The organism is Mycolicibacterium austroafricanum (genome assembly GCF_000612725.1).
Taxonomy (GTDB): domain Bacteria; phylum Actinomycetota; class Actinomycetes; order Mycobacteriales; family Mycobacteriaceae; genus Mycobacterium; species Mycobacterium austroafricanum.
The window spans coordinates 243,588-269,077 of record NZ_HG964453.1 but is presented as its reverse complement, the minus strand read 5'-3'; the positions used below and the strand labels follow the sequence as shown (position 1 = coordinate 269,077).

Annotated in this window: 23 protein-coding genes; 5 read left to right on the top strand and 18 right to left on the bottom strand. The window is 65.9% G+C overall.

What is annotated here, in order from left to right:
• Positions 1–37: 37 nt before the first annotated feature.
• From BN976_RS15170 to BN976_RS15115, 12 genes are all read right to left on the bottom strand, one after another.
• On the bottom strand, positions 38–1,723 hold the full coding sequence (locus tag BN976_RS15170; RefSeq protein WP_011781300.1) for an MCE family protein: 1,686 nt from the start codon (positions 1,721–1,723) through the stop codon (positions 38–40).
• On the bottom strand, positions 1,723–3,060 hold the full coding sequence (locus BN976_RS15165; RefSeq protein ID WP_036371683.1) for an MCE family protein: 1,338 nt from the start codon (positions 3,058–3,060) through the stop codon (positions 1,723–1,725). The genes BN976_RS15170 and BN976_RS15165 overlap by 1 nt, the downstream gene beginning before the upstream one ends.
• Complete coding sequence (locus BN976_RS15160; protein WP_036371681.1) at positions 3,057–4,550, bottom strand: MCE family protein; 1,494 nt, start codon at positions 4,548–4,550, stop codon at positions 3,057–3,059. Before BN976_RS15160 ends, BN976_RS15165 begins: the two co-directional genes overlap by 4 nt.
• Positions 4,534–5,637 (bottom strand): MCE family protein, encoded by a 1,104-nt coding sequence (locus tag BN976_RS15155; RefSeq protein WP_036371676.1) that lies wholly within the window; start codon positions 5,635–5,637, stop codon positions 4,534–4,536. The genes BN976_RS15160 and BN976_RS15155 overlap by 17 nt, the downstream gene beginning before the upstream one ends.
• Positions 5,637–6,662, bottom strand: a complete 1,026-nt coding sequence (locus BN976_RS15150; protein WP_036371675.1) for an MCE family protein — start codon at positions 6,660–6,662, stop codon at positions 5,637–5,639. Before BN976_RS15150 ends, BN976_RS15155 begins: the two co-directional genes overlap by 1 nt.
• Positions 6,659–7,849 carry an MCE family protein gene (locus BN976_RS15145; protein ID WP_036371674.1) on the bottom strand — a complete coding sequence of 397 codons (1,191 nt, stop codon included), beginning with the start codon at positions 7,847–7,849 and terminating at the stop codon, positions 6,659–6,661. Before BN976_RS15145 ends, BN976_RS15150 begins: the two co-directional genes overlap by 4 nt.
• A 101-nt stretch (positions 7,850–7,950) precedes the next feature.
• Entirely contained in the window at positions 7,951–8,808 is an 858-nt protein-coding gene (locus BN976_RS15140) for an MlaE family ABC transporter permease (protein WP_036371673.1), read from the bottom strand.
• Between the two features lie 5 nt (positions 8,809–8,813).
• On the bottom strand, positions 8,814–9,623 hold the full coding sequence (locus BN976_RS15135) for an MlaE family ABC transporter permease (RefSeq protein WP_036371672.1): 810 nt from the start codon (positions 9,621–9,623) through the stop codon (positions 8,814–8,816).
• On the bottom strand, positions 9,613–10,776 hold the full coding sequence (locus BN976_RS15130) for a thiolase C-terminal domain-containing protein (protein ID WP_036371671.1): 1,164 nt from the start codon (positions 10,774–10,776) through the stop codon (positions 9,613–9,615). The genes BN976_RS15135 and BN976_RS15130 overlap by 11 nt, the downstream gene beginning before the upstream one ends.
• The gene (locus BN976_RS15125; protein ID WP_036371670.1) at positions 10,773–11,966 is read right to left on the bottom strand and encodes a Zn-ribbon domain-containing OB-fold protein; all 1,194 of its coding nucleotides are present in this window, start codon (positions 11,964–11,966) and stop codon (positions 10,773–10,775) included. The genes BN976_RS15130 and BN976_RS15125 overlap by 4 nt, the downstream gene beginning before the upstream one ends.
• 29 nt (positions 11,967–11,995) lie before the next feature.
• Positions 11,996–13,204, bottom strand: a complete 1,209-nt coding sequence (locus BN976_RS15120; RefSeq protein WP_036371669.1) for a CaiB/BaiF CoA transferase family protein — start codon at positions 13,202–13,204, stop codon at positions 11,996–11,998.
• Complete coding sequence (locus BN976_RS15115; RefSeq protein ID WP_036371668.1) at positions 13,201–14,715, bottom strand: aldehyde dehydrogenase family protein; 1,515 nt, start codon at positions 14,713–14,715, stop codon at positions 13,201–13,203. Before BN976_RS15115 ends, BN976_RS15120 begins: the two co-directional genes overlap by 4 nt.
• 282 nt (positions 14,716–14,997) lie before the next feature.
• Between BN976_RS15115 and BN976_RS15110 the strand changes: the two genes are divergently transcribed.
• From BN976_RS15110 to BN976_RS15090, 5 genes are all read left to right on the top strand, one after another.
• Positions 14,998–15,699: an SDR family NAD(P)-dependent oxidoreductase gene (locus tag BN976_RS15110; RefSeq protein WP_036371667.1), complete on the top strand. Its 702-nt coding sequence runs from the start codon at positions 14,998–15,000 to the stop codon at positions 15,697–15,699.
• A 35-nt stretch (positions 15,700–15,734) separates the two neighbouring features.
• Positions 15,735–16,595: a mycofactocin-coupled SDR family oxidoreductase gene (locus tag BN976_RS15105; RefSeq protein ID WP_036371666.1), complete on the top strand. Its 861-nt coding sequence runs from the start codon at positions 15,735–15,737 to the stop codon at positions 16,593–16,595.
• 31 nt (positions 16,596–16,626) lie between these two features.
• Complete coding sequence (locus BN976_RS15100; RefSeq protein WP_036371665.1) at positions 16,627–16,821, top strand: ferredoxin; 195 nt, start codon at positions 16,627–16,629, stop codon at positions 16,819–16,821.
• Between the two features lie 16 nt (positions 16,822–16,837).
• Complete coding sequence (locus BN976_RS15095) at positions 16,838–18,208, top strand: cytochrome P450 (RefSeq protein WP_036371664.1); 1,371 nt, start codon at positions 16,838–16,840, stop codon at positions 18,206–18,208.
• Positions 18,209–18,278: 70 nt separating this feature from the next.
• Positions 18,279–18,716 carry a hypothetical protein gene (locus tag BN976_RS15090; RefSeq protein WP_036371663.1) on the top strand — a complete coding sequence of 146 codons (438 nt, stop codon included), beginning with the start codon at positions 18,279–18,281 and terminating at the stop codon, positions 18,714–18,716.
• 82 nt (positions 18,717–18,798) lie between these two features.
• On the opposite strand, the gene BN976_RS15085 is transcribed toward BN976_RS15090, so the two are convergent.
• From BN976_RS15085 to BN976_RS15060, 6 genes are read right to left on the bottom strand one after another with little or no spacing between them, the layout of a single operon-like run.
• Positions 18,799–20,010 (bottom strand): hypothetical protein, encoded by a 1,212-nt coding sequence (locus BN976_RS15085; protein WP_036371662.1) that lies wholly within the window; start codon positions 20,008–20,010, stop codon positions 18,799–18,801.
• 4 nt (positions 20,011–20,014) lie between these two features.
• Positions 20,015–20,794, bottom strand: a complete 780-nt coding sequence (locus BN976_RS15080) for a sugar phosphate isomerase/epimerase family protein (protein WP_036371661.1) — start codon at positions 20,792–20,794, stop codon at positions 20,015–20,017.
• Between the two features lies 1 nt (position 20,795).
• Positions 20,796–21,959 (bottom strand): sulfotransferase family protein, encoded by a 1,164-nt coding sequence (locus BN976_RS15075; protein ID WP_036371660.1) that lies wholly within the window; start codon positions 21,957–21,959, stop codon positions 20,796–20,798.
• Entirely contained in the window at positions 21,956–23,083 is a 1,128-nt protein-coding gene (locus BN976_RS15070; RefSeq protein ID WP_036371659.1) for an LLM class flavin-dependent oxidoreductase, read from the bottom strand. Before BN976_RS15070 ends, BN976_RS15075 begins: the two co-directional genes overlap by 4 nt.
• 10 nt (positions 23,084–23,093) lie before the next feature.
• On the bottom strand, positions 23,094–24,269 hold the full coding sequence (locus BN976_RS15065; protein WP_036371658.1) for an acyl-CoA dehydrogenase family protein: 1,176 nt from the start codon (positions 24,267–24,269) through the stop codon (positions 23,094–23,096).
• Positions 24,269–25,276 carry an acyl-CoA dehydrogenase family protein gene (locus BN976_RS15060; protein WP_036372275.1) on the bottom strand — a complete coding sequence of 336 codons (1,008 nt, stop codon included), beginning with the start codon at positions 25,274–25,276 and terminating at the stop codon, positions 24,269–24,271. Before BN976_RS15060 ends, BN976_RS15065 begins: the two co-directional genes overlap by 1 nt.
• Between the last annotated feature and the right edge of the window lie 214 nt (positions 25,277–25,490).

Sequence of the window (25,490 nt, the reverse complement as noted above, 5' to 3'; positions counted from 1 at the left end):
CTTTCCTTCATCCGGGCCGGCAGCTCGACCACTGCGGTCACATCGGCAGCAGGTCCTTCCACGATTTCGGATTGGCTCCCGACGCCACGTTCGTAACCCGATTCATCGATCCGTCCGGAGCGATGTACTCCCCTGTCTGCGGATTGTATTGCGCTGTCCCCACGGTCGGAACGCCGGAATCATTGCTCCCGAACGCACTTGGTGCCACCGGGACTGCGCCGGAAGCCGGTGCCACGGGTACGGCCTGTCCCGGGAGCAGCGGCCCCTGTCCGGGCAGCAGAGGGGCCGGAGGAAGGATCGGCGGCTGAGCAGGAGGAGGCGCACCGGGAACCATCGGCGCAGGCGCGCCCACCGGGAACGGCGGGGTACCGGGCTCCGACACGGGTGGCGTACCCGCCCGCACCGCGCCCGGCGGCAGTGGCGTTCCCTCCGGCGGCAGGTAGATACGGTCCGGTCCTTCGACAGTCGAATCGATAGGGACGCCCTGGGACACCAGGTTCGGATCGAACGGATACGGACCCGTGATGTGGTTACGGATCGCGGTCGGGACAAATCCCCGTGGATCGTTGCAGAGTTCGACTGTGGGGGCACGTTTCCCGGGATGCTCGATGCACGGGTAGTTACGTGCACCACGGACGTTCATCGGAGAATCCTGCGGCAGTTTGCAATACAAGCCGTCCGGGGTGTCGATCGTCGTCTCGTCCTCAGGGGAACGCCACTGCGTCGACGGCAGGAATCCGACGGTGCACGGGTTCGGATCGCTGATCGTCAGTGCGAAATCGCCCATGGGCAGACCGGTGGGGCTGTTCTGCGGCAGGCCGAAAGACTGCTGGGCGGCGATGATTCCCGGGAACAGCACAAGGAGCTGTTCGATCGCCGGATTGTAGGTGAGCAGTGTCTGCCCCACCGTGCTGAGATTCGCCAGCAGGATCGGCAGGGTCGGCTTCACCTGATTCAGAAGTGCGCTGACCTCCTGCGCGAACGCGGGTCCCTGCTGCAGAAGCGCGCGGACCTGCGGGTCGTTCTGCACCACCTGCGCCGAGATCCCGTTCAGGCTCTGCGCCCAGGTCCGGATCGCGTCGGCGGTCTCGGCCTGCGAATCGATGAGCGGTCCACTGTCATCGATCAACGAACGCATCTGGTCGGAAACGCCGTTGACGTCGTTGGTCAGCGTGGCAGCGGAGTCCAGCATCGACCCGAAATCGGGTCCAGCACCGTTGAACGCCTTGAAGGTCTCATCGAGCAGATCGGGAATGCGGTCCTTGGGCAGGCTGCCGACCAGTGCGCTCAGCTGATCGAGCATGGGACCGACCTGCTGCGGAACCGTGGTGTTGGCCACCGGGATCCGCGCCCCGTCCTCCAGATAGGGTCCCTCGTCGGTGTTCGGACGGAGGTCGACGTACTGCTCGCCGACGGCGGACACACTGAGCACCTCGGCTTGCAGATCCGCGGGGATCTTCGGCGAAGTCTCCAGGGACAGCGTCGCTTCCGCTCCGTTCTCGGTCAGCGACACACCGGTGACCTTGCCGACCTGGACGCCGCGGTAGGTCACGTTGCTGAAGCGGTAGAGCCCACCCGATTCCGGCAGCTCCAGAGTGACGACCAGCCGGCCGACACCCAGCAGGGTGGGGACCTGCATGTAGGCGAACAGCATCACCGCCACACCGACGATCGACGCAATCGTGAAGATGATCAGCTGGTTTCGGACGAAGCGGGTGAGCATCAGCCACCTCCTCCAGGTGTCGGCACGGAAGCTGCCGGTGCAGCCACCGGCGGCGGGGTCGGCGCTCCGTACGGGCCCGCGAAGATCTGGTCACCTGCCATCGGCTGCGCCTGCGGCAACCACGGCGCTGCCGGCGGCGGAGGTATCACCGGCAGCAGCGGCTGGGCAGGGATACCGGTCAGTGACGCGGGCGCACCGTCCTGCGCTGGTGGCGGCAGAGCCTCCTCCGGCGGAGGCGTGATGCCGACCATCATCGGGTTGTATGCATAGTTGAGATAGTACGGATCTCCCGGTGCAGGAATCAGTTTGGCGTTCTCGTCGCCCCACCGCGTCCCGAGAAGGAGCGTCTTCTTCAACCGTGGGTAGGTGAGGTCGAAGATCGCGTACAGGTTGATGTAGTCGCCGCGGACGACGCGGTCGGCGAATGTCGGTCCGTACGGGAACGCAGTCGTCCAGAGTACTGCTTGATTGAGATCCGGTCCGATGTCGGCGAGCGCACCGAGCACCGGACCCAGATTCTCCAGGTTCTTGACCAGGTCGTCGCCTGCGTCGTTGACGAGCTGCGTGGCGGTGTTGCTGAACTGGCCGAGTCGATCCAGCGCGGTGGTGAAGTTCGGCCGTTCCTTGATCAGGACGTCGATGGCGGGCGGGATCTCCTTGAGCGCACGGTCGATCACCTCGCGCTGGTTGGCGAACGTCCCAGCGACGCGGCGCAACTGTTGGATGGACGCAATGATGTTCTCGCGCTGCTCGGCAAGGACCCGGACGAAATTGTCGAGCCTGGTGAGCAGTTCGCGGACCTCGGGCTCACGCCCCGAGAGGGCTGTGTTCATGTTGTGGATGATGTCACCGATCTGGCCGAGTCCTCCGCCGTTGGCGACGGTGGACAGCGACGAGAGGGTCTGCTCAGTGGTGGGATACGCGGACGATGAGTTCAGCGGGAGTGTGGATCCCGGCTGGAGGCGTCCTGTCGGGTCGTCTCCCAACGGCGGGTTCAATGCGAGGTGCATCGACCCCAACAGGCTGGTCTGCCCCACTGTCGCCACCGCGTTCGCGGGGATAACGACGTCGGGCTTGACCGAGATCTCGACGTCGGCGTGCCAGTTCTGCACGGTCATCTTGCCGACGCTGCCCACGACGACGTCATCGATCATGACCGGCGAATTCGACTCCAGCGTCGCGACATTCGGCACCTGAACGTTATAGGTGACCGCGTCCGGGCCACGTCCCACCGCGCCTGGCAGAGGCAGTGAGTTCACGCCCTGGAACGCGCACCCCGAAAGTGCCAGCGCGACACCGCAACCGAGCACCGTCAACTGCTTCGCACCGCGGATCATGCTGGCGGCATCCTTTCTGCAGGCAACAGTGGCCTGTTGGGGGCCACCGCAGGCGCCGGCGCGGGGGGCAGCAGCAGCCCGTCGACGGTCTGCGGCTGCGGTTGGGCCGGGATGTTCGACAAGATGTTGGGTGGCCCCGGTAGCGGCGCACCCGGGAACAGCGCCGGTGACGGCGTTGCCGGCGCGTCGGGGTCGGGCTGGTAGATCCCCGGCGGGCCGGGTGGCGCGCCCCATCCCGGCGGCGGCGGGATATCCCCTGAACCGGTGTACGCCGACACCGTGGGCGGTATCTCGGGGGCATCGCCCGGCCCGGCGCCGCCGGGTGCCAGCTTGGGATCGGTGTAGATCATCCGATGCGGACTCACCGCGGGCCGCAGATACGCGTTGATTGGGAAAGGCAGGTTGTGAATGGGGACCGAACGTAATGCCGGCCCGAGATACTGCGCGCAGAGCTTGGCAGTCTCGGGTGCCGTGGTGTTGGCGACGCCGCCGATGAGGCCGCACACGAACCACACCGGATTCGAGAAGTTGGACACCGAGAACGCACCGGTGACCGACCCGCCGTTCGGGTAGTAGATGTTCTCGAAGTTGGCGATCGCGTTGGGCGTGATGTGCAGGACGTTCTCCAGCGCAAGGCGGTTGTCGACCAGAACCTGCGTCACCTGGCCGAGACTGCGGATCTGTTCTGCGGTCTGGTCCCTGCTGCCGGCGACGAACCGCTGAACCTCGTTGATGGCGAATGACAGGTCGGTCAGCGCGGCGTCAAGGTCGGATCTGCTGTTGTTCACCACGCTGGTCAGCGTGGCGAGGCGGTTCTGGAACAGCACGATCTGGTCTTTGCTGTCGCGCAGCGCGGAAACGAACACCTGAAGGTTCTTGATGATGTCGACGATGTTGCCGCTACCCTCGGCGAAAATCCTCGCTACTCCCGAGAGTTGGCGCAGCGTCTCGCGAAGCTTCTCACCGTTGCCCTCCATCGCATTCGCGGCACTGTCGACGAAGCGGGAGATCGATGTCCCCGACACATCAGCCTGGGGACCCAGTTCCTCCGAGAGGCGCATCAATTGCGTCTTGACCTCGTCCCACTCGACAGGGACGGCGGTCCGGGATTCCGGGATCGTGGCGCCGTCGCCCATCGTCGGGCCGTCGCCCTCACGGTAGGACGGGGTGAGCTGCACGTACCGGGCGGCGACCAGGTTCTGCGCCACGATGACGGCTTTGGCGTCGGCGGGCACGGGTACGTCCCTGTCGACCTTGAGCGTCATCTTTGTCAGCGTGCCCTGCGGCTCGATCCTGTCGATCGTGCCGACCTTCACCCCCGAGACGCGAACTTCGTCGCCGGGGTAGATCGCTGTCGCGGTCGGGAAGTAGGCCGTGATGGTCCTGGGTCCGAACAACACCTGACGCGCGAGAACCGCCGCGCCGGCGATCAGGAGTATGGCCAGCAGCAGCGCCGTGCCGGCCACCCATCGCTTACGGGTTGCCATCATTGGGGAGATCTCCAGGCTGCGGAAGGCTGTTGACGGGGAACGGGAGTTGGGCCCGGGGCCCTGCGTTGTCCGGCGGCTGGCCGATATCGACGCCGTTGCGGAATCCGAACGCGTAGTCGAGGAACGGTTGCAGCAGCTGTGCGGGTTGGATGTTCGGGATCAGCGCGTTGTAATACGCACCGTTGGAGACGATCTCGCCCTGAGTGAGGTAGTACTTCGCCGCACCGGGGAGCATCTTGGCGAGATTGTCCCGGTTCTTCTCCAGCATCTGCGTCACGTTGTTCAGCCGCTCCAGCGCGGGAGCGAGTTCCGCCTCGTTGTCGGCGACAACGCCCGACAGCTGTTGCGACACGGCCGAGATGTTGGCGAGCAGGCTCGTGATCGCGTAGCGGCGCTCGTTGAGCACCGCGAGCAGATCGTTGGCGTTGAGGATCAGCGCGTTCACCTGGCTGCTGCGCTCGGAGAAGATCCCGGTGACGTCTCCCGCGGTCCGAAGCAGCTCGGCGAGGCTCTCGTTGCGGCTGTTGAGCGACTGGGACAGGCGCGACAGGCCGTCGAACGTCGGTCCCAGCTGCGGCGCGACCTGGTCGAGGGTCTGCGCCAGGGTGTCCAGCGACTGGTTGAGCGAATCGGTGTCCGTGTCACGACTGTTCGCGGTCAGCTCGCTGACGGCATCGGTCAGCGAGTAGGGCGACGACGTCCTGGTGATCGGGATGACCTGCTGGGGATCCAGCGTGCCGCTGCCGCCGGAGTCCAGTGCCAGCACCCGTTCGCCCAACAGGGTGCCCGTCCGGATGTGCGCGGTGGTGTCGGAGCCCAGGGCGTACTTCCCGTCGATGGTGAAACCGACCAGGGCATCCCCGTTGTCGAGCGCTATCGACGACACCGAGCCGACCTTGATGCCGGACACCGTGACGTCGTTGCCCACGGTGAGACCGCCGGCTTCGGCGAAGAGCGCCTGGTAGCGAATTGCGGTGGCCCAGGACAACAGCCTCTCCGGCTGCAGCCCGACGGCGATCACCAGAATGATCAGGACCACGCCGATGAAGCCGGCCCTGGCGAGTTGAGATCCGCGGTATTTGAGCATTATTCGTCCACGCACCTTCCCTCTTCTTGTTTGATCCAGGGGAAGACCACCGTGCGTCCCTCAAGATCGCTGGCGCGGAACGCGATACCGCAGATGTAGTAGGGGAACCATGCACCATACGAACCCACGCGTGCGAGCTTTCGGTAGATCTCCGGCAAACGCTGAAGCGTGGCGTCCAAGCGGTCGAGGTCGTTGTCGACAAGCGGCGCAAGCCTGTTCATCTCGTCGACGGTGCTGGCCAACGGCGCCCGACCCCGGCTGAGCAGGTCCGCAATCGAAGCGGTGCCGTTGTCCAGTGCGGTGATGGCGGTGCCGATGGGATCCCGGTCGGACGACAGTCCGCTGACCAGTTGCTCGAGTTTGTCGATCGCTCCGGAGAATTCGTCGCCGTCCTTGGACAGCGTGTCGAGCACCGTACGCAGATCGACGATCAACTCTTCGATGACCTGGTTGTTGTCGGCCAGCGAATTGCTGAACGAGGATGTCTTCGAGAACAACGAGTCGAGCGTTCCCCCCTGACCCTGCAGGATCTGGATCAGGGACGACGTCAGGCCGTTCACGTCTTCGGGATTCAGGCCCTGGATAACCGGCTTGAGGCCGCCGAGCAACACGTCGAGGTCGAGTGCGGGAGCGGTCCGGTCTGCGGGGATCTGTCCGCCCGCGGGCACGATCTGGGTGGAATCGGGGGTGTCGACCAACTCCAGATAGCGGTCCCCGACGAGGTTCAGATAACGGATCGCGGCGTTGGTCCCGGTCGTCAGCACGGTGCTGCGGTCGGCGTCGAACGTCACCAGGACGCTTCGGTCGGCCTGCAGTTCCACGTCTTTGACGGTGCCGACCCGGATACCGGCGATACGCACGGTATCTCCGGTCTTCAGGCGGGACGCGTCCTTGAAGACCGCGGTGTACTCATTGGCCGCACCTGTTCTGGTGTCGCTGAACACGAGGAAGAGGAACGCGGTCAGCAAAGCCATCACGAGCCCGAAGGCTGTGAACTTCACGAGCGTCGCAGCCGACCGCGTCATCCGGGCATTCCGATCTGTGCGGTGTTACGCGGCGGCCCGTCCAAAGGTCCGAACAGCCAGTTCTTCAAGCCTTCTGAATTCAGCAAAATGCCCGCGTTGCCGTATTGCGCAGGGTTGGCCCCGACGTCACCGACGATCAACGGGGGGATGAACTCGGCGGGCATCTCGGGCAGGCCCAGTTCCGCACAGTAGTCGCGGCCACCGCTGGATGCGGCCACCTTCGGCAGGTCCCGCGGGTAGCGGTAACGCTCGACCCCGAGCGTCAGGCCGGACGACACGATGATGCCGGAGAACTGCGGTGGCGATTTCGCAAACGGAATCAGACCGCCGATGCCGCACCACAGTGACTTGCGGTAGGAGTGGAGCAGATCGGTGGTCGGCACGAGCAGGTCCAACGCAGTGGTCAACGCCTGACGGTTACCACCGACGACCTCGTTGCCGAGGTCGGCGAGACCGATGGAACTGACCAGGAATTCGTCCAGGTTGTCCTGCTCATCGACGATCGAGTTACCCAGCGTGGTCGTGTTCTCGATTGTCGAGACGAGGTCAGGGCCGGCGTCGGCGTATGCGGTGAGCGCAGGTACGGCGGCTTCGATGTCGTGACTCAGGTTCGGCAGGCTGGGTTCGATCTCGGCCAGCAGTGCATTGAAGTCGGACAGCGTCTGGCCGAACTTCTCGCCTCGGCCGTTGAACGCCTGCGCGATTGCGCCGAGCGTCTCGTTCAGCTTCGTCGGTTCGACCGCATCCAGCACATTGACGAGCTGTTGGAAAACGGTGTTGATCTCGACGGTGACGTGGTCACCCGCGAGAACCTGCCCCTTCTTCAGCTCACCGGTCGGATTCGGCGGCGCTTCGAGTTGGACGAACTTGGCGCCGAACACCGTCGACGACGCGATGTCCACGTTGACGTTCGACGGAATGAGATGCAGCTGCGACGGATCCAAGTCCAGCTGCAGCTCGGCCTTGCCGTCGGGCCGGTACTGGATCGACCTGACGGAGCCGACCTGCACACCGCGCATCTTGACCTTGGCGTCGGGATTCATCACCAGACCGGCGCGGTCCGAGATCACGGTCACCGGAACCGTTTCGGTGAACTTCCCGGCGAACAGCCCGATCGAGACCGCCAAGATCACCAGCAACGCCACCACCATCCCGAGGCCCGCCAGCGGGCGCGCCAAATTCGACATGCCGAAATGACGCCCAAAGGGCGCCACCAGAGGTGTTGCACCACTGGTCGTTTCGGACCGGTGATGCGGTCCTGGGCCGAGGTTGCTGCTCACTCGCCTCCCTAGCCTGACAGGTTGAAGTTGCCGTTGGAGCCGTAGATCGACAGTGACACCAACAGGGTCACCGAGACCACCACGACAAGGGAGGTGCGTACCGCATTGCCGACCGCGGCACCCACGCCCGAGGGGCCACCGGTCGCGAAGTAACCGAAGTAGGTGTGCACCAACAGGATCGCGATCGCCATCAACACCGCCTGCAGGAACGACCACAACAGGTCGATCGGGTTGAGGAAGGTGTCGAAATAGTGGTCGTAGAGCCCACCGGACTGGCCGAACAACACCACCGTGGTGAACTGCGACGCCACGAACGACAAGATCACTGCGATCGAATACAGCGGCGCGATCGCCACCATGCCGGCCACGATGCGCGTGGAGACCAGATACTCCACCGGCCGGATCCCCATCGATTCCAGCGCGTCGATCTCCTCGTTGATCCGCATCGCGCCCAACTGCGCGGTCACCCCGGCCCCGAATGTGGCGGCCAACCCGATGCCGGCCACCACCGGTGCGGCGATGCGCACGTTGATGAACGCGGCCAGGAACCCCGTCAACGCCTCGATGCCGATATTGCCCAGCGAGCTGTACCCCTGGATCGCCAATGTGCCACCCGCGGCCAGGGTCAGGAATCCGACGATCACCACCGTGCCGCCGATCATCGCCAACGTGCCCGCCCCCATGGAGATCTCGGCGATCAACCGGACGATCTCCTTACGGAAATGCACGGCGGCGTGCGGCACACCGCCGATCGCGCGGCCGTAGAACAGCACGTGATCGCCCAACCGGCTCAGCAGAGCCACCGGCCGACCCAGATGGTCGACCAGCCGCGGGAAGCGTTGACGCAGCAGCGTTGAGGTGCCCATGCCCGCTATCCCGTCGTCATCCGGATGCCGATGGCCGTCACCACCACGTTGATGACGAACAACGCCATGAAGGCGTACACCACCGTCTCGTTGACGGCGTTACCCACCGCCTTGGCCCCGCCACCGGTGATGGTCAATCCCCGATAACAGGCGACCAACCCTGCGATCAGACCGAACAGCGCGGCCTTGACACAGGAGATGATGACCTCGGGCACTCCGGTCAACAAGGTGATGCCCGCGGCGAACGCGCCCGGGTTCACGTCCTGGACGAAGACCGAGAAGAAGTAACCGCCCAGGATCCCGATGATCACCACCAGGCTGTTGAGCAGCAACGCCACCAGACCCGCCGCCAGCATCCGGGGTGTCACGAGCCGCTGTACCGGATTGATGCCCAGCACTTCCATGGCATCGATCTCCTCGCGGATGGTGCGCGACCCCAGATCGGCACACATCGCCGTCGCGCCCGCACCGGCCACGATCAGCACCGTGACCAGCGGCCCGACCTGGGTGACCGCGCCGAACGCCGCACCGGCACCGGACAGATCCGCAGCGCCCAGCTCACGCAGCAGGATGTTCAGCGTGAACGACACCAGCACCGTGAACGGAATCGCCACCAGCAGCGTCGGCGCCATCGACACCCGCGCCACAAACCAACACTGCTCCAGGAACTCTCGCCACTGAAAAGGCCGCACGAACACGAACCGCACCGCGTCCAGCGCCATCGAGAAGAACCCACCGACAGCCTGCATCGCACCTGACAGCCCGTTGGGCAACGCGATGCCGGTCGTCCACCGCTCCGGTCCCTTACTTGCCACGGGGGCCCTCCAAGATCGTCACCGCAGAAACGGCCGTCGGACCGCCGATGTTGTGCGCCAGGCCGATCCGGGCGCCGTCGACCTGATTGACCGCTTCCCCGCGCAGTTGGGCGAAAAGCTCGACGCACTGAGCGACACCGGTGGCGCCCGGCGGATGCCCCTTGGCCTTGAGACCGCCGCTGGGATTGACCGGCAGCGCACCGCCGACGCTCGTCACCTCGGCCTCCAGAAGTTTGTAGCCACCCAGCCTTTCGGCGAAGCCGAGATCCTCGTAGCTCATCAACTCGATCCCGGTCAGAAAGTCGTGTACCTCGGCGACATCCACGTCCGCGGGCGTCCTGCCCGCCATCGCGAACGCCTGGCTGGCAGCCCTGGTGGTGGCCGGGAACGTGGTCAGGTCCGGCTTGTGCTGGTGCATCACCGAATCCAACCCGAGCCCGACGCCGGTGATCCACACGGGCCGATCGGTAAATCGGTCGACGACGTCGTCGGCGGCGATCACCAGCGCAGCGGCACCATCACTCTGCGGCGCGCAGTCGTACAACCGGAACGGGGTCACCACCGTAGGTGCGTTCAGGGCCTGCTCCATCGTGATCTCGAAGCGCAACCGCGCCTTGGGGTTGTTGACGCCGTGGCGATGGTTCTTGACCGCCACCATAGCTAAGTGTTCTTCAGTTGCCGGAGATTCGTGGAGATATCGGCGAACATGTAAGGCGAATCCTGCCGGAGCCACCAGACCGAGCGGGTAATCCCAGGCCATGTCGCGTGCCATGGCTTCCCATTCCCACAGCATCTCCGCAGAGGTGGTGTCGCGGAGCTTGTCCGCACCCATCACCAGAGCCACGTCGAACGCCCCCGACGCGATCCCGAACAACGCATTGCGGATCGCGTCATGCCCCGTTGCGCAGGAATTCTCGACGCGTGTCACAGGCAGCTCGGGCAGGCCGAGCGTGTCGGCCAGGATCCCCGAAGGGAAGCCGTCCGCGGTGCCCATCGCACCGAACCACGCCGCCTGCAGGTCCGTCTTCGACAGCCCCTTGTCGACAGTGCCCGCACACGCGGAGAAGGCCATGGGCAGCAGGTCTTTGATGCCGAGCGCGAAGTGCTCCCCGAAAGCCGTCATGCCGGCTCCCACGATCGCGACCCTTCTCACGCAGCCCCCCTGACTCCGGACTGCGCCGGGTCGGGTTCGAACGCATAGCCGTAGTCCGGCACCCCGGACCGGACCGCGACGCGACGCAGCACCAGCCGCCCGCGATCACCGATGTCGACGGTGCCCGGCGCCACCCCGGTGACCTTGACCAGCGCCCGGACCCCGACCCCGTCGAGTTCGACGATCACCAGCGAATACGGCGTGCGCAGCCCGGGGACCGGGATGTGCACGGTCGTCTCGGTGTACACCGTGCCGGTTCGTGGCAACGGAACGAGCTCGTAATCGGTGGCCAGTGCGCCGTCGGAGCCCACCCGGTAACGCGGCGGGAAGTCCAGCTCCTCCGAGTCGCCGAATTGTCCTGCTTCCCAACGAACCTTCGCCTCGAAGGCCCGCTCGTAGGCGGCCAGTGAGATCGGGATTTCCACATCGCCGGCGAAGGTGCCGTCGGGAACCGGGCGCGGGTCCGGCTCCCTGCGGTGGACCTGCGCACCACCTCCGCCGACACTCACCCCGGACAGCAGGGCCTGCTCAGCGGCCACGAGCGGACCGGTTCTGCCCTGCTCAGCCAGTGCCGCCAGGGCGAACAGACTCGCGCTCGCACCCGACGTGGGCAGGGCCGGCGGATCTGCCAGACACAGTTCGATCGCCCGCTGATGGTCGACCCCGGCCACCGCCACCGGGGTGTCCAGCCATGCGGCGGCCAGCGAGGCGATCAAGCCGCGTTCGTGCAGCAGCCGAGGATCGCCGTAGTCGTGTACGTCGCCGGTGGCCTTGCGGGTCCGCACCGGCAGGCTGCGCGCGACCCGCGCGGCGGTCCGCACCTGAAGCCCGTTCTCGGCCGTCACGATGGCGGCCGCACCGGCAGGCGCAAGGTCGGCGCCGATGATCAGGGTGCGCGGCCGGGCCGAGCTGACGGCGTCGACGGTGGCCGGTGCCCCACCGAGCCGTTCGTCGACCTCCAATTCGGGGTCCAGCCCGAGTCCGGCCAGAAGCACTGCCGCGTTGCTGCTTTCCAACAGCGGCAGGTCACGGCTGACCAGCACCACGCGCTCCACTGCCCCGCCCGCCGTCAACGCCGCCCGGCCGGCCTCGACGGCCATCGTGACGACGTCCTCGTCATCGCCGGCCACCCGGTGCAGGGACGTACCCCAGCACGGCAGGTAGGTGCCGACGGACGCGACGTAGGGCATGGGTATCTCCAGGATCGGAACGCGGGCGGTCAGGTGACGGCGCCGGCAGTCTTGAGCTCGATGATGCGGTCCCAGTCCAGGCCGAGTTCGACCAGGATGTCGTCGGTCTGCTCGGCGAAGCCGGGCGCCGGACCCGACGTCGGAGCGGCGACATCGAACTGTACCGGGTTGGCCACGAGCTCGAGTTCGCCTGCCTGAACCAGGTATTCGTTGGCGCGGACCTGCGCGTCGTCGGCCGCCTGCAGGGTGTCCTGCACCGGCGCCCACGGCCCGGCCAGGGTGGCGAACCGCTCGCTCCACTCGACCAGCGTGCGCTTGCTCATCGCCTCCTTGAGGATCTCTGCCGCGTCCGCGGTGTTCTCTGCGAACGATTCGGCGGTGGCGAACCGCGGGTCGTCGGCCAGTTCGTCGAGATCCATGTGCTTGCACACATCGGCCCAGAATTTGGTCGGCTGCATCATCACGAAAGAGATGTAGCGATCGTCGGCGGTCGGATAGAGGCCGACCAACGGATTGATCGGTGAGCCGTGCACTCCCGGCGGGAAGGCTTCCATCCGCTCGTGGAGGTGGTTGGTCAGCGCCACCGTGTGGCCCAGCGCCCACAGCCCGCTGCCCAGCAGCGATACGTCGACGATCGACGGCTCCCCCGTGCGTTCCCTCTTGAGCAGCGCTGCGGCGATACCTCCGGCGAGGTTGGTGCCGGAGATCGTGTCGCCGTAGGCCGGTCCGGGCGGACCGACCATGCCGGGGGTGCCCGGCGGGGTGATGGTGGCGGCGGTGCCGGCCCGGCACCAGAACGCGGTCATGTCGTAACCGCCCTTGACCGACTCCTCACCGCGGGGCCCCAACGCGCTGCCGCGCGCGTAGACGATCTTCGGGTTGACCGCGCGGATGTCGTCGACATCGATGCCGAACTTCTGCCGGTGGCCCGGCAGGAAGCTGGTCAGGAAGACGTCGGCGCGGCGGGCCAGCTCCAACAACACCTCTTTGCCCTCGGGCACCGACATGTCCAGGCCGATGCTGCGCTTGAGGCGGTTGGCGTGCTCGATGTTCGGGTTCGGGTCTCCCTCGACACGCAGCAGGCCGGTCTGGCGCAGCCCGCGCTGCGGGTCCCCGGTGACGGCGTGCTCGACCTTGATGACGTCGGCGCCCCACTCGGCGAGCACTGCGCCCGCCGACGGAACGAAGCCGTACATCGCGACCTCGAGGACGCGGATCCCGTCGAGCGGCTTGCTCATGCTTGTCCCTCCGCCTCCGGCACGACCACTGCGTATGTCTTGGACTCCAGGAACTCCTCGAGCCCGGCCCTCCCCATCTCGCGGCCGATGCCCGACTGCTTGTAGCCACCGAACGGGCTGTCGGGGCTGAAGTAGTTACCTCCGTTGATGGAGAAGGTGCCGGTGCGGATCCGACGCGCCACCGCGAGCGCACGGTCCTGACTGCCGAACACCGCGCCCGAGAGCCCGTAGATCGAGTTGTTGGCGATGCGCACCGCGTCGTCGTCGTCCTCGTAGGCGATTACGACCAGGACCGGTCCGAACACCTCTTCCTGGGCGATCTCGCTGTCCGGGTCGACGTCGGCCAGCAGCGTCGGCGTGTAGAAGTAGCCGGGGTCGACGCTCTCGCCACCGGTCACCAATGTGGCACCGGCCTCGACGGCGCGCCGGACCATCCCGTCGACCTTGTCGCGTTGCTTCTCGCTGATCAGCGGGCCCATGTAAGTGCCCGCCGCGGTGGGGTCCCCGTAACGGACGAGACCGAAATTGTTCTTGACCAGCTCGACGAGCTCGTCCTTGTGCTTCTTGGGAACCAGCAGGCGCGAGGTCAGCGCGCAGCCCTGACCGGCGTGGGTGACCATGCTGAACGCCGAGAACATTGCCGCAGTGTTGAAGTCGGCGTCGTCGAGGACGATGGCCGCCGATTTGCCGCCGAGTTCGAGGAACACCTTCTTCAGCGTTCCGCTCGCGGCCGCCATGATCGCGCGTCCGGTGGGGGTCGACCCGGTGAACGTCACCATGTCGACGTCCGGGCTGGTGGTCAGCGCCGCGCCCACGGCCGGGTCCGCACCGGAGAGCACGTTGACGACGCCGGCCGGGATGTCGGTGTGCTTGGCGATCAACTCGCCGAGCGCCAGCGTGACCAGCGGGGTGTCGGGAGCGGACTTGAGCACCACGGTGCAGCCGGCGGCCAGCGCCGGCGCGAGCTTGGCCAGCGCCAACTGGTTGGGATAGTTGTAGGCGATGATCGCGGCCACCACGCCGCCCGCCTCTTTCTCCACCCAACGGTGGTGTTGCATCCCCCGGCTCTCGATGTTGCCGAGGTCCTCGGTGAGCGGATACGTCTTCAGCAGGTCTGCGTAGTACCGGACGATCTCGATCGGCTGGTCGAGTTGAGCACCCTGGCACAGGGCCGGGGTGGCGCCGACCTCGGCGATGGTCAGGGCAGCCAGCTCGTCGCGATGCTCGACCAGCGCCGCGTGGAACTGCTCCAGGCAGCGGATCCGCAGCTCGGTGTCGGTCGCCCAGACACCCGCGTCGAATGCGCGGCGCGCCGCGGCCACGGCTGCCTCCGCATCGGCGACGGTGGCGTCAGGCGCATACCCGAGCACCTCACCGGTCGCCGGGTTGAGGGAAGGAAACGTCCGCTCGGTCTCGAGGAGTTGCCCCCCGATCAGGAGGTGCCGTTCCGCGCGCTGCGCTGCCTGGCCGGCACCGCTGCGCTCACCCGAGATCGTTGCTGTTTCCTGCATCTTCCTCCTCGCAGAACCGTCGCCACAGGCGTGATGTGGGCATATGTGATGGAAACTGCATTCTCATCACCGGCGAATCATACATTCGCTGGATGAGAACTCAAGGAAATGAGAAGAAGCCGCGACTGCCTGCAATAGAAGGTGGGACAATCCACCGTCAAACGTCTCACCGGTGCGAACACGACAGGTCTCTTGTCTTGCGATCCTGCATGATGCGAGAGTACGGTTCTCATAATCGGAAGGACGGTTCTTGTTGAATAACGAGACGGGCGGAGTCTGCCTGTGAAGAACGCGGTAGTGACCGGTGGCGCGTCCGGTATCGGTGCCGCGATAGCGGAACGGCTGCGCGCCGACGGTATGCGCGTGGCGACGATCGACCTCAATCCCGGCGACGAGAAGTACTCCTACGCCGCCGACGTGACGGACCGGGCCGCCGTGGACGCCGTACTGAGCGAGATCCACGCCGAACTGGGACCGGTGACGGTGCTGGTGAATGCGGCCGGGCTGGACCGCTTCAAGAAGTTCCTGGACCTGTCCTTCGACGAATGGCAGAAAGTCGTCGACGTCAACCTCAACGGAGTCTTCCACTGCACCCAGGCGGTGCTGCCCGACATGATCGAGGCGGGCTGGGGACGCATCGTCAACATCTCGTCGTCGAGCACGCACTCCGGCCAGCCGTACATGTCGCCCTACGTCGCCGCGAAGTCGGCCGTCAACGGGCTGACGAAATCGCTGGCTCTCGAGTACGGCCCGAACGGGATCACCGTCAACGCCGTGCCACCCGGTTTCATCGACACCCCGATGCTGCGCAAGGCCGAGCAACGCGGCTTCCTCGGCGACACCGACAAGCAGATCCAGCAGACACCAGTCCGACGCATGGGACGTCCCGAGGACATCGCCGCCGCCTGCGCGTTCTTCATCTCCGAGGAGGCCGGCTACATCACCGGGCAGATCCTCGGCGTCAACGGCGGCCGGAACACCTGACCAACCAGCAGATTTCAGCGAAAGGACGAGTGTCAATGGGACGGGTTCAAGGCAAGGTCGCCTTCATCACGGGCGCAGCGCGGGGGCAGGGCCGTAGCCACGCAGTCCGGCTCGCCGAAGAGGGCGCCGACATCATCGCCGTCGACCTGTGCGAGAACGTCGACACCATCGGCTATCCGATGGCCACCGCCGAAGACCTGGACGAGACCGCGGCGTTCGTGGAGAAGACCGGCCAGCGCATCGTCACCGCGAAGGCCGACGTCCGCGACGCGGCGCAACTGAAGAAGGCCCTCGAGGACGGCATCGCACAGTTGGGCGGCGTGGACATCGTCGTCGCCCAGGCCGGTGTCGCCGGCATGAAGGGCCAACCGCCGATGCTGGCGTGGACCGATGTGATCAACACCAACCTGGTCGGCACCATCAACGCCATCCAGGTCGCGCTCCCCCACCTCAAGGAGGGCGCCTCGATCGTGGCCACCGGCTCGACCGCCGCGCTGATGGACGCGCACAACAAGCCGAACCCCGGCAACGATCCCGGCGGCATGGCCTACATGACGTCGAAACGGCTTCTCTCGCAGTATGTTCACGATCTCGCCACCGAGCTGGCGGTGCGCGGCATCCGTGCCAACGTGGTGCATCCCACCAACTGCAACACCGACATGCTGCAGAGCCCGCCGATGTACAAGTCCTTCCGGCCCGATCTGGAGAATCCGACGCGTGCGGATGCCGAGCCGGTGTTCGGCGTGCAGCAGGCCATGAAGGTCAACTTCATCGAACCCGAGGACATCAGCAACGCAATTCTGTGGCTGGTCTCCGACGAGGCCAGATACGTCACCGGCATGCAGTTGCGCGTGGACGCCGGCGGGTATCTGAAGTGGTACGACTACCACGCGTGATGCGCAGCAACCAGGTTGAGGAGGCGAGGCTGTGAAGGTTCGGGTCGATTCCGAAAGGTGTCAGGGGCACACGCTGTGCGCGATGATCGCGCCTGACTCTTTCGAGCTCAGCGATATCGACGGCACGTCCTCACCGGTCAACGAAGTGGTACCCGCCGATCAGGAGGAAGCAGTCCGCGAGGCCGCACACTCCTGCCCCGAACAAGCCATCTCGATCGAAGAGTGAGCAGGGAGATAGAGCTTTGAGTGTCGACGACGTTGTGAACGGCACCGCTGACGACAGCCGCAAGCAGAACAGGTACTTCTTCGACAGGCACACCCCGGAATACCGGCTGCAGTTCGAGAAGATCACCGAAGAGATGCAGACCAAGTGCCCGATGGCCTGGTCGGACACCTACGGCGGGCACTGGGTGGCGGCCGACAGCAAGCACGTGTTCGAACTGGCCCGCTGCCCCGTGGTGTCGAACCACCACGACATCTCCGGCGAGACCCCGTTCCAGGGCATCACGATCCCGAAGGCCAGTCGCGCCACCGTCGTTCGCGGCGGCATCCTGGAGATGGACGAACCGGAGCACAGCGCCTACCGCGGCGCGTTGAACCCGTACCTGTCCCCCGCGGCGATCAAGCGCTGGGAACCGTTCATCCACGAGATCACCCGCGGCGCCCTCGACGAGCACATCGAAACGGGCCGCATCGACTTTGTCGACCACCTGGCGAACGTGGTCCCGGCGGTGTTCACGCTGGCGATGATGGGCATCAAGCTCGACAAGTGGAGCGTCTACAGCGAGCCGACACACGCCTCGGTGTACACCCCGGAGCACGCACCGGAACGCGAGAAGATCAACGAGCAGCACCGCGCGATGGGCCTCGATCTCATCACCAACATGATGGAGATCCGGGAGAACCCGCGGCCCGGCCTGGTGAATGCGTTGCTGCAGTTGCGAATCGACGGTGAGCCGGCCCCGGATATCGAGATCCTGGGCAATCTCGGGCTGATCATCGGCGGCGGTTTCGACACCACTACCGCGCTGACCGCGCACGCTCTGGAGTGGTTGGGCGAACATCCCGACCAGCGGCAGCGGCTCAGCAGCGAGCGTGCCACGCTGCTGGACCCGGCGACCGAGGAGTTTCTACGCTTCTTCACCCCCGCCCCCGGTGACGGCCGGACTTTCGCCGACGACGTCGAGGTGGCCGGTCAGCAGTTCAAGAAGTTCGAGCGGCTGTGGCTGTCGTGGGCGATGGCGAACCGGGATCCGTCGGTGTTCGACAGGCCCAACGAGGTGGTCCTTGACCGAAAGGGAAACCGGCACTTCAGTTTCGGTATCGGTGTGCACAGGTGCGTGGGGTCCAACGTCGCGCGGATGGTCTTCAAGTCGATGGTTACCGCGGTGCTGGACCGGATGCCCGATTACGTGTGTGATCCCGAAGGGACCGTGCACTACGACAGCATCGGTGTCATCCAGGGCATGCGCAACCTGCCCGCCACGTTCACCCCGGGCAAGCGTTTGGGACCCGGCCTCGACGAAACGATCGAGAAGCTCCAGCGGATCTGCAACGAGCAGGAGCTCGCCCGGCCCATCACCGAGCGCAAGGAAGCGGCCGTCATCGATTAACGACTGTTCTCGCCCCATTATTCGCGGCGAATGGTTCGATGGATGGCGCCGACAGTTGGGAGGACGAGCGATGAGGCTTCACAAGATCGGGACGATCGCGGCCGCGCTGATGGCGGCGGCGACGTTGCTCGCGCCGCCGTCATCGGCGAGTTTTGCCATCGGAAACTATGACCTGCTCACCAACAGGTACAACCGCGCGTCGTGGTTCTGGTTCGTGACGCTGTGCATACCCGAGAAGAATCCGAATTGTCTGAACGTCGCCGCACGGCCGCGGTTGGCGTACTACCAGTACTACGAGAGCAAGGTCTGGCTCGTCGACGGGCGCTACACGTTCACCGTCGACGTGCCCGACGGACTCCAATGTCCAGGTCATGTCATGCCGACGCGCGAGACCTACTCGTGGGACGCGAACACCCTGTTCGGCACGATCGACTCGAAGTACGACGTCGGCTGCTTCAACGGCCCGCCCGGAACCCAGTTCTGGACATTCGCCCTGCAGCGCCTCTGACCCCCCTCTTCTCCCCGCGAGTGTGCGTGTCTGCGGGCGCCGCGCCGCGGCATAGCGCAATTTCGCGCACGCTCGCTGCGTATTACAGCAGTGAATACCGCTGTTGGATGGCGTTGAATCGCACCCACATCTGAGCAGCCCGCTCCTCGTTGGTGACGGTGGCGGTGTCTGCGGGCAGCGCATCGCGCAGTGCGACGTGCTTGACCACCCGGGTCTGCAACACTGCGGGCGCGCCCTCAAGCATGTGCCGGTAGGTGAGGTTACCGCGCTCGAATCCCTGCGTGTCCATCCAGTTGTGCACGCCAGGGTCGGTATGGGCGAGGACCACCCGCACCCTGCCGTCGCCGTCGACGGCCGTGCGACTGGGCGTATAACTGACCGGGCGGTACCGGAAATCCATGCTGTTGAAGAAGACGCCCATGTTGGTCAGCATCCAGAGCCCCTCGTGGGCGTCGAACTCGATGACGAGGGCCTCGTCGCCCGCCAAGGTCCAGTGCATATTCGCCGCGGCGCGCCCGCGCTTCACATCGTCCTCGCCCGCCTCGACCACCGGGAACCTGTTCGGCTGCCTTGCGTCGACTCCCCCGTGGGCGAACGGGAATTCGGGCCAGTCACCCATCACCCCGGTGACGAATGCGCCGGCCCAGCCGATCGCGTCGAGCAGCTGTCCAGTGGAAGGTAACGGCTTGGGTGACGCCATGCCGACCCGTTCGATCCGCAGCCGCGCGGGTCGCTCGTCCCACGAGTCGAAGCCCTGGCGGATGAAGATCTTGCGTGAACCCGCAGTCGTGGGCAACCAGTTCGGACCGCGTTGCGCTCCGCCGACATACAACTCGACGATGCCGTCGCCGGCAGTCGTGAGCTGTCCGCCGAGCAGGTTGGCCTCGGGTTGATCACCAAACGGTTCGTGGAGCACCCCCGGTCCACCGGGACGGGGACCTTGGACGGTGATGTTGAGAAACCTTGCTGTGCCGAGCTCCCCGACGATCCGGTAGGTCGACACGCCGTCGATCCACGCTTGCTGGTAGGTGAAATCCGCACAGTCGCCGCCCAGCTTGCGGGTGGGTCCGCAAAAGGCGTGCAGGCTCGGATAGCGGGTGTCTCTGGTCTCCAGAGCGAGATCGAAGGCCTGGCCGAGGTTTTGCGTGAGGAACCTAAGGGCATCGACGCGGTGAACGGACGAAGCGGGATTGTCGGCCTTGAACACCTGCTCCCCCGCCGCGCTGAGCTGTTCGCAGAACGCCTGCCAGCCGCGATACAGGGCCTCGTCGTCAGGTCCGTCTCCGAACGCCATCGGATTACCCCTGCGCCCCGGAACGGGACAGCAGCGCCGATACCGCAGTGCAGGCGCGTCGGGCCGCTTCAAGCCGCCCCTCCTGCTCGATCCTGGGTCCGATCAACTCGAGGTCGAAACCGTGCGGGTAGCCGCCCGCGAGGGCCTGGCCGACCAGCGCCCGCAGCGGGATCGCGCCGTCGCCAGGCACCGCCCGCGCGGGTAGCGCCCGGTCACCGAGCACATAGTCGCTGAGTTGGATCAGCTCGGTGCGCGGCAACGCCCGGTCGAGGAGGGCGGGCAGGTGCGCCTCTGTCCAGCAGTGGAAAAGGTCGACACATACGCCGAGCCCGGCGGTTTCGGCCAGCTCGATCGTGTCCCTCAACGAGTGGGCGATGTGGATGTCGGCGTACAGACCCGACGCGTTCTCGATCGCCAGCGCCACCCCCGCCTGGTGCGCGTGTTCGACGCACGGCCGCACCGCCTCGCAGAACCGGGCGGCCGCCTCCTCCCACGGATGGTCTCCGCGCCCGCCGGTCAGCATGTAGACCACGCGGACGCCGACCTCGGCGGCTGCGTCGATCACCCTGCGCAACCCGTCTGCCGACTCGAACAGGTGGAAAACCGACTCGACCGAATAGCCCTGTGCAGTTACCACACTCGCTAACCCGGAGTCCGACAGCTGGGTGTCGATCAAGCTGAGACGGCGTAACCCGATCGACTCCCAGTGCGAGCACAACTCGTCGCGCGTCGCGCCGTAGAACGTCACGCTGTGGACAGACAGACGGTCGTCGGGCACCGGCATCTCAACCGCGCTTTTCGATCTCGACACCGAAACGGTCCCGGAACGGCCGGAACTCCTCGTGCAGTGCGTCGAGGTCTTCGCCGATATCGGTGAGCAGCCGGGTCGAGTAATGGAACTTGCCGTGTCGGTCGCCCTTGTTGTTCGCCAGGTAGTCGCGCATCCGGTCCTCGGCGTCCTCGGTCAGCGAGCGGTCGCTGAACGCGTAGAAGTCCCGCACCGTGGCGACGGGGTCGCCGACGAAATCGGGGTATCGCACATGCCGGATCCGCGGATCGTCGACCAATGGATTCGTCATGGTGTTGGCGACACCGGCCCGCGTGAGGTCCAGATGCATCTTCGCAGCAGCGCGCAGATCGACAGGTCCGACGATGCCGTCCAGGATGTCGGCCATCATCATGGTGCGGGACGCAGCCACCTGCACCGGATCCCGATGCAGCCACAGCAGGGTGGCGTCCGGGTAGGCGTCGAAGAGCTCGCTGAGCCGGAAGCCGTGAAAACCTTTGAGCACCCAGCGCTTCCGCGGCCGGTTGTACTGGAACTGCTGCAGCATCGCCCGGTGCAGCTGGTATTGGGCGGCGGGATCGGTCGGCAACCCGCCGACCACCGTCTGCATCGGCACCCGCCACCACGCCGTCGGCGTCATCACGCGGAAATCGAACGCCCACGTGCGCTCGTCCTCGGGCAGTCCGTCGCCGAGCATGTCGTTGTACGGATGGCTGTGCAGCCATTTCGGCATCTTGGCGTTGATCTCCCGCCAGTGGGCGTCGGCGCGCGCACGCCGCTTGTCGCCCGGCTCGGCGATACCCGGCGGTGGGGACGGGTACATGACCTCCCAGAACCGCAGCGCGCGAGCATCCGGGTCCACCGACATCAGCGCGTGCATCAGCGTCGTACCCGAACGCGGTTCGCCGGTGACGAACATCGGCCGGTCGATCACTTCGTCCGGGATCGGATATCTGTTTCGGTCCTCGATGAATTCGAGCCGAGTGGTGAGCAGCCAGTGGCAGACGTCGGAGGCCTGACGACAGCCGTCGGAATCCATCCCGAGGCTGTTGAGGTGGTCGACGGCAACCCCGAAACGTTCCGGCAGAGTGGGATCGCCGTAGTCCCGCAGACCGGTCTCCGTCTCGGCACTGGTCAGCATGTCGGCGGCACTCAGGCTCATGAAATTCCTCCGCACAACCGCATGAGCTCGTCCTCCGCTTCTCTGACGTTGCGCGCCGACTCCGCGGCGTACTCGAGGCCTGCCATCGCCCCGTAGTCCAGGATCTTCGGCACCCGCAGTCCTGCGTCGACGAAATCCTTGACGATGTGCGCCACCTGTTTCGGCGATCCGTGGGGCACCATCGCCAGGATCATCTCCGGCTCGACGCCGGCCAGGAACTCGACGATGCGGTCGCGGGTCAGCACGCCGGGGTCGATGTCGTGAAAGCCTCCCCAGTCCGGCCCCATCGGATGCTGGAATCCGAACGCGGACAACGTCTGCGCCGACACCTGCAGCAGGAAGGACTTCACCAGCGGTGCCTCCAGGATCTTCGCCAGCTCGGCATCGTCGCGCCCGACGATGCAGACCTGGATGAAGCACGGCGTGATCTGTTCGGGGTCGCGGCCCGCGCGGTCTGCGGACGCCTTGACCCGCGCCAGCTTTGCGGCGTAGTCGTCAGGCGTCCATGCCCCGGCAGGCCACCAACCGTCGGCGTAGCGTCCCGCGATGTCCAGCGAGCGCGGACCGCTGGCGCCGATCCAGATCGGTGGAAAACGGCCGTCGTACGGTTCGGTGTCGAGCCGCGCATGCCGCAGCCGGTAGTACCTGCCGTCGAAGTCCGCGGGACCGTCGCTGTCCCACAGCAGCCGGATCACCTGAAGCGCTTCCTCGAAACGACTTACAGGACGGCTGAATTCGAAGCCGTAGGGTTCGATGTTCTCGCTCTCGCCGCTGCCGAGACCGAGGATGAACCGCCCCTTGGACAGGTGGTCGATGGTCAGCGCGCTCTGCGCGAGCGATGCGGGATGACGCCGCACCGTGTCGACGACGCTGGTGACCAGCGGCACCCGCTCGGTCAGCACCGCCGCTGCCGCGGCCACCGCCATGCCGTCGAGGTGCCGGTGCGGGGACGGCGACGCGACGGCAAGATCGGTGAACTCGGGTGTCCAGATGGAGTCCGGCCAGAAGCTCACCATGTGGTCGGGCAACCAGATTGAGTGGTAACGCCCGCTGTCCAGTTGCGCCAACTGGCTGAGGTCCAGCGGCAGCGTGGTCCTCAGGAAGGCCGCGGGTTGGACCCTCATCGGATCGTTCCTATCGGCGGGGCAGACCCAGCACCTGCTGGGCGATGATGTTGCGCTGGATCTCCGACGTGCCGCCGGCGATGGTGCCGCCGAAGCTGCGGCAGTAGCGCTCGAACCAGCTGGCGAAGTAGTGGTCGAGGTTCATGTGCTCGTAGGGCCCTGAGGTCGCCGGGTGCACCAGGCCATCCGGCCCGGCCGCCTCCAGCGCCAGGCCTTCGATCCGCTGTTCGGCCTCCGCGCCGAGCAGCTTCGGGATGGACACCGATGCCACGTCGACCTCGCCGCGTGCCGCCTTCGCGATGCCGACCGACCCGAGCAGGCGCAGCGCCTCGTAGTCCATGATGCTGCTGGCCAGCGCGTCGCGCTCCAGGGGGTTCTTCGGCGTGAAATCGGCGATGCAGTTGGCGATCCGGTCGGCGAAGCCGAGCCACATCATCGTCCGCTCATGCCCCAGTGAGCCGTTGGCGACACCCCATCCTCCGTTGAGCGGGCCGACGAGGTTCTCGACGGGGACGCGCACGTCGGTGAAGAACACCTCGTTGAAGTCGAGGTTGTCGATTCCGGTCATGTCGGCGAACGGCCGGCACACCACACCGTCGAGGTCGGTCGGGATCAGCAGCACGCTGATTCCCTTGTGCTTGGGCGCATCCGGGTCGGTGCGCACGAACGTCAACAGGAAGTCGGCGTCATGCGCCCCCGAGGTCCACACCTTCTGACCGTTGACCACGAAATGCTCGCCATCGCGAACGGCCTTGGTGCGCAACGAGGCCAGGTCGGAGCCCGCGCTCGGCTCGCTCATGCCCAACGACGCGGTGCGCTCTCCCCGCAGCACCGGAACCGCCCACTGATGCTTCTGTTCGTCGGTGCCGAACGTCAGCAGCGAGGCCGCGATGATGTTGACGCCCTGCGGGTTGAAGCTGTGATAGATCCGGCGCCGGCACAGTTCCTCGGCGTGCACGAACGTCTGCAGCACCGACGCGTTGCGGCCGCCGAACTCGGGCGGCTGCGCCGGAAGCAGCCAGCCGTTGTCGAACAACAGCCGCTGCCAGTCCCTGGCCCACTGCGGCATGTGCGACACCGAGCGCGGACGCTCCAAAGTCTCCGCGGCAGAGGGCGTGTGCTCGTCGAGGAAGGCGGCGAACTCGGCGCGGAACTCCTCCACATCGGGATCGAAAGCCAGCTGCATCAGACCATCTCCCTGTATTCCTCCGCGATCATCGCCCGGTGCTCGGCTGCTCCGCCGAGCATCAACTCGCCCGCCTTGGCCCGCTTCAACGCGAACTGCAGGTCGTTCTCCCACGTGAAGCCCATGGCTCCGAACAACTGGACACCGTGCCGGAACACCAGCGACTGGCACTCCCCCGCCGACGCCTTGGCCATCGCGGCCGCAAGCCGTCTGCGCGGATCGTCGGCGGCGATGGTCAGGGCCGCGAAGTACGACAGCGCGCGGGCACGTTCGATCGCGACGAACATGTCGGTCGCCTTGTGCTGGACCGCCTGGAATGTGCCGATCGCGACGCCGAACTGCTGGCGGCTCTTCGCGTGTTCGAGCACCAGGTCGAGGATGCGCTGGCAGGCGCCGACCATCGTGACCGCCATCCCCATCAGCGCCACGTGGTGCGCGCGTTCGGTGTCGACGAGCAGCCGGTCCGAATCGGAGACCTGCGTGCCGGCGAACGACACCTCGGCGACGTGCAGCACCGGGTCGAACACGTCGACACGCCGGGTGGTGACATTGGCGGAGTCGGCCCGCTGGTCAACACAGAAGACGCCGGCGGGTGTCACCACGGCAAGCCGGTCGGCGCGGTCGCCGTCCAGCACGAACCGGTCGGTCCCGGACAGCACCCACCCCTGCGCGTCGCGGTTTGCGGTGACACCCGAGTACACGGCGGTGCCCGCAACCCTGGAGTCGTAGCGGTCGCCGACGAGCGGCGCGAACTGGGTCAGCGTCGCCAGGAACGGTGTCGGGTCGGTGGCCCGGCCGAGTTCCTCGAGCACGATCGCCAGCTCGACGGCGTTCTCGGGATCGGTCAACTCGGTCCAACCGGCGTCGAGGTAGCTGTTCCACAGCGGCGTCGGATCGACGTTGTTCTCCGCGATGTCACGGATCAACGACGCCGGGCACTGCTTGGACACCGCGTCACGCACGGTCTCCTGCCACAACTTCTGATCAGCATCGAACTCAAGTAACACCCGCACGCCTCCTGACGACCGACCAGATCGGAGAATAGCATTCTCGCAGTTGATCCAGCGATTCTCCGGCAGCGGGGATTCATTCTCGCTCAGCAATTGCTGAGCACCTGGCCAGCAACGTGGTCTACCTGCACGAATATTAAGCGGTGTGCTGGAGAACAGAATTCTTGCTAATGAAGAACAACGATCTACACTGAATCTGTTGACGGCCGCG

Bases quoted from the DNA above. Each gene is read 5' to 3' on its own strand.
- BN976_RS15170 (WP_011781300.1), bottom strand. From the start codon at position 1,723: ATGCTCACCCGCTTCGTCCGAAACCAGCTGATCATCTTCACGATTGCG.
- BN976_RS15165 (WP_036371683.1), bottom strand. From the start codon at position 3,060: ATGATCCGCGGTGCGAAGCAGTTGACGGTGCTCGGTTGCGGTGTCGCG.
- BN976_RS15160 (WP_036371681.1), bottom strand. From the start codon at position 4,550: ATGATGGCAACCCGTAAGCGATGGGTGGCCGGCACGGCGCTGCTGCTG.
- BN976_RS15155 (WP_036371676.1), bottom strand. From the start codon at position 5,637: ATGCTCAAATACCGCGGATCTCAACTCGCCAGGGCCGGCTTCATCGGC.
- BN976_RS15150 (WP_036371675.1), bottom strand. From the start codon at position 6,662: ATGACGCGGTCGGCTGCGACGCTCGTGAAGTTCACAGCCTTCGGGCTC.
- BN976_RS15145 (WP_036371674.1), bottom strand. From the start codon at position 7,849: ATGTCGAATTTGGCGCGCCCGCTGGCGGGCCTCGGGATGGTGGTGGCG.
- BN976_RS15140 (WP_036371673.1), bottom strand. From the start codon at position 8,808: ATGGGCACCTCAACGCTGCTGCGTCAACGCTTCCCGCGGCTGGTCGAC.
- BN976_RS15125 (WP_036371670.1), bottom strand. From the start codon at position 11,966: ATGCCCTACGTCGCGTCCGTCGGCACCTACCTGCCGTGCTGGGGTACG.
- BN976_RS15120 (WP_036371669.1), bottom strand. From the start codon at position 13,204: ATGAGCAAGCCGCTCGACGGGATCCGCGTCCTCGAGGTCGCGATGTAC.
- BN976_RS15115 (WP_036371668.1), bottom strand. From the start codon at position 14,715: ATGCAGGAAACAGCAACGATCTCGGGTGAGCGCAGCGGTGCCGGCCAG.
- BN976_RS15105 (WP_036371666.1), top strand. From the start codon at position 15,735: ATGGGACGGGTTCAAGGCAAGGTCGCCTTCATCACGGGCGCAGCGCGG.
- BN976_RS15090 (WP_036371663.1), top strand. From the start codon at position 18,279: ATGAGGCTTCACAAGATCGGGACGATCGCGGCCGCGCTGATGGCGGCG.
- BN976_RS15085 (WP_036371662.1), bottom strand. From the start codon at position 20,010: ATGGCGTTCGGAGACGGACCTGACGACGAGGCCCTGTATCGCGGCTGG.
- BN976_RS15080 (WP_036371661.1), bottom strand. From the start codon at position 20,794: ATGCCGGTGCCCGACGACCGTCTGTCTGTCCACAGCGTGACGTTCTAC.
- BN976_RS15075 (WP_036371660.1), bottom strand. From the start codon at position 21,959: ATGAGCCTGAGTGCCGCCGACATGCTGACCAGTGCCGAGACGGAGACC.
- BN976_RS15070 (WP_036371659.1), bottom strand. From the start codon at position 23,083: ATGAGGGTCCAACCCGCGGCCTTCCTGAGGACCACGCTGCCGCTGGAC.
- BN976_RS15065 (WP_036371658.1), bottom strand. From the start codon at position 24,269: ATGCAGCTGGCTTTCGATCCCGATGTGGAGGAGTTCCGCGCCGAGTTC.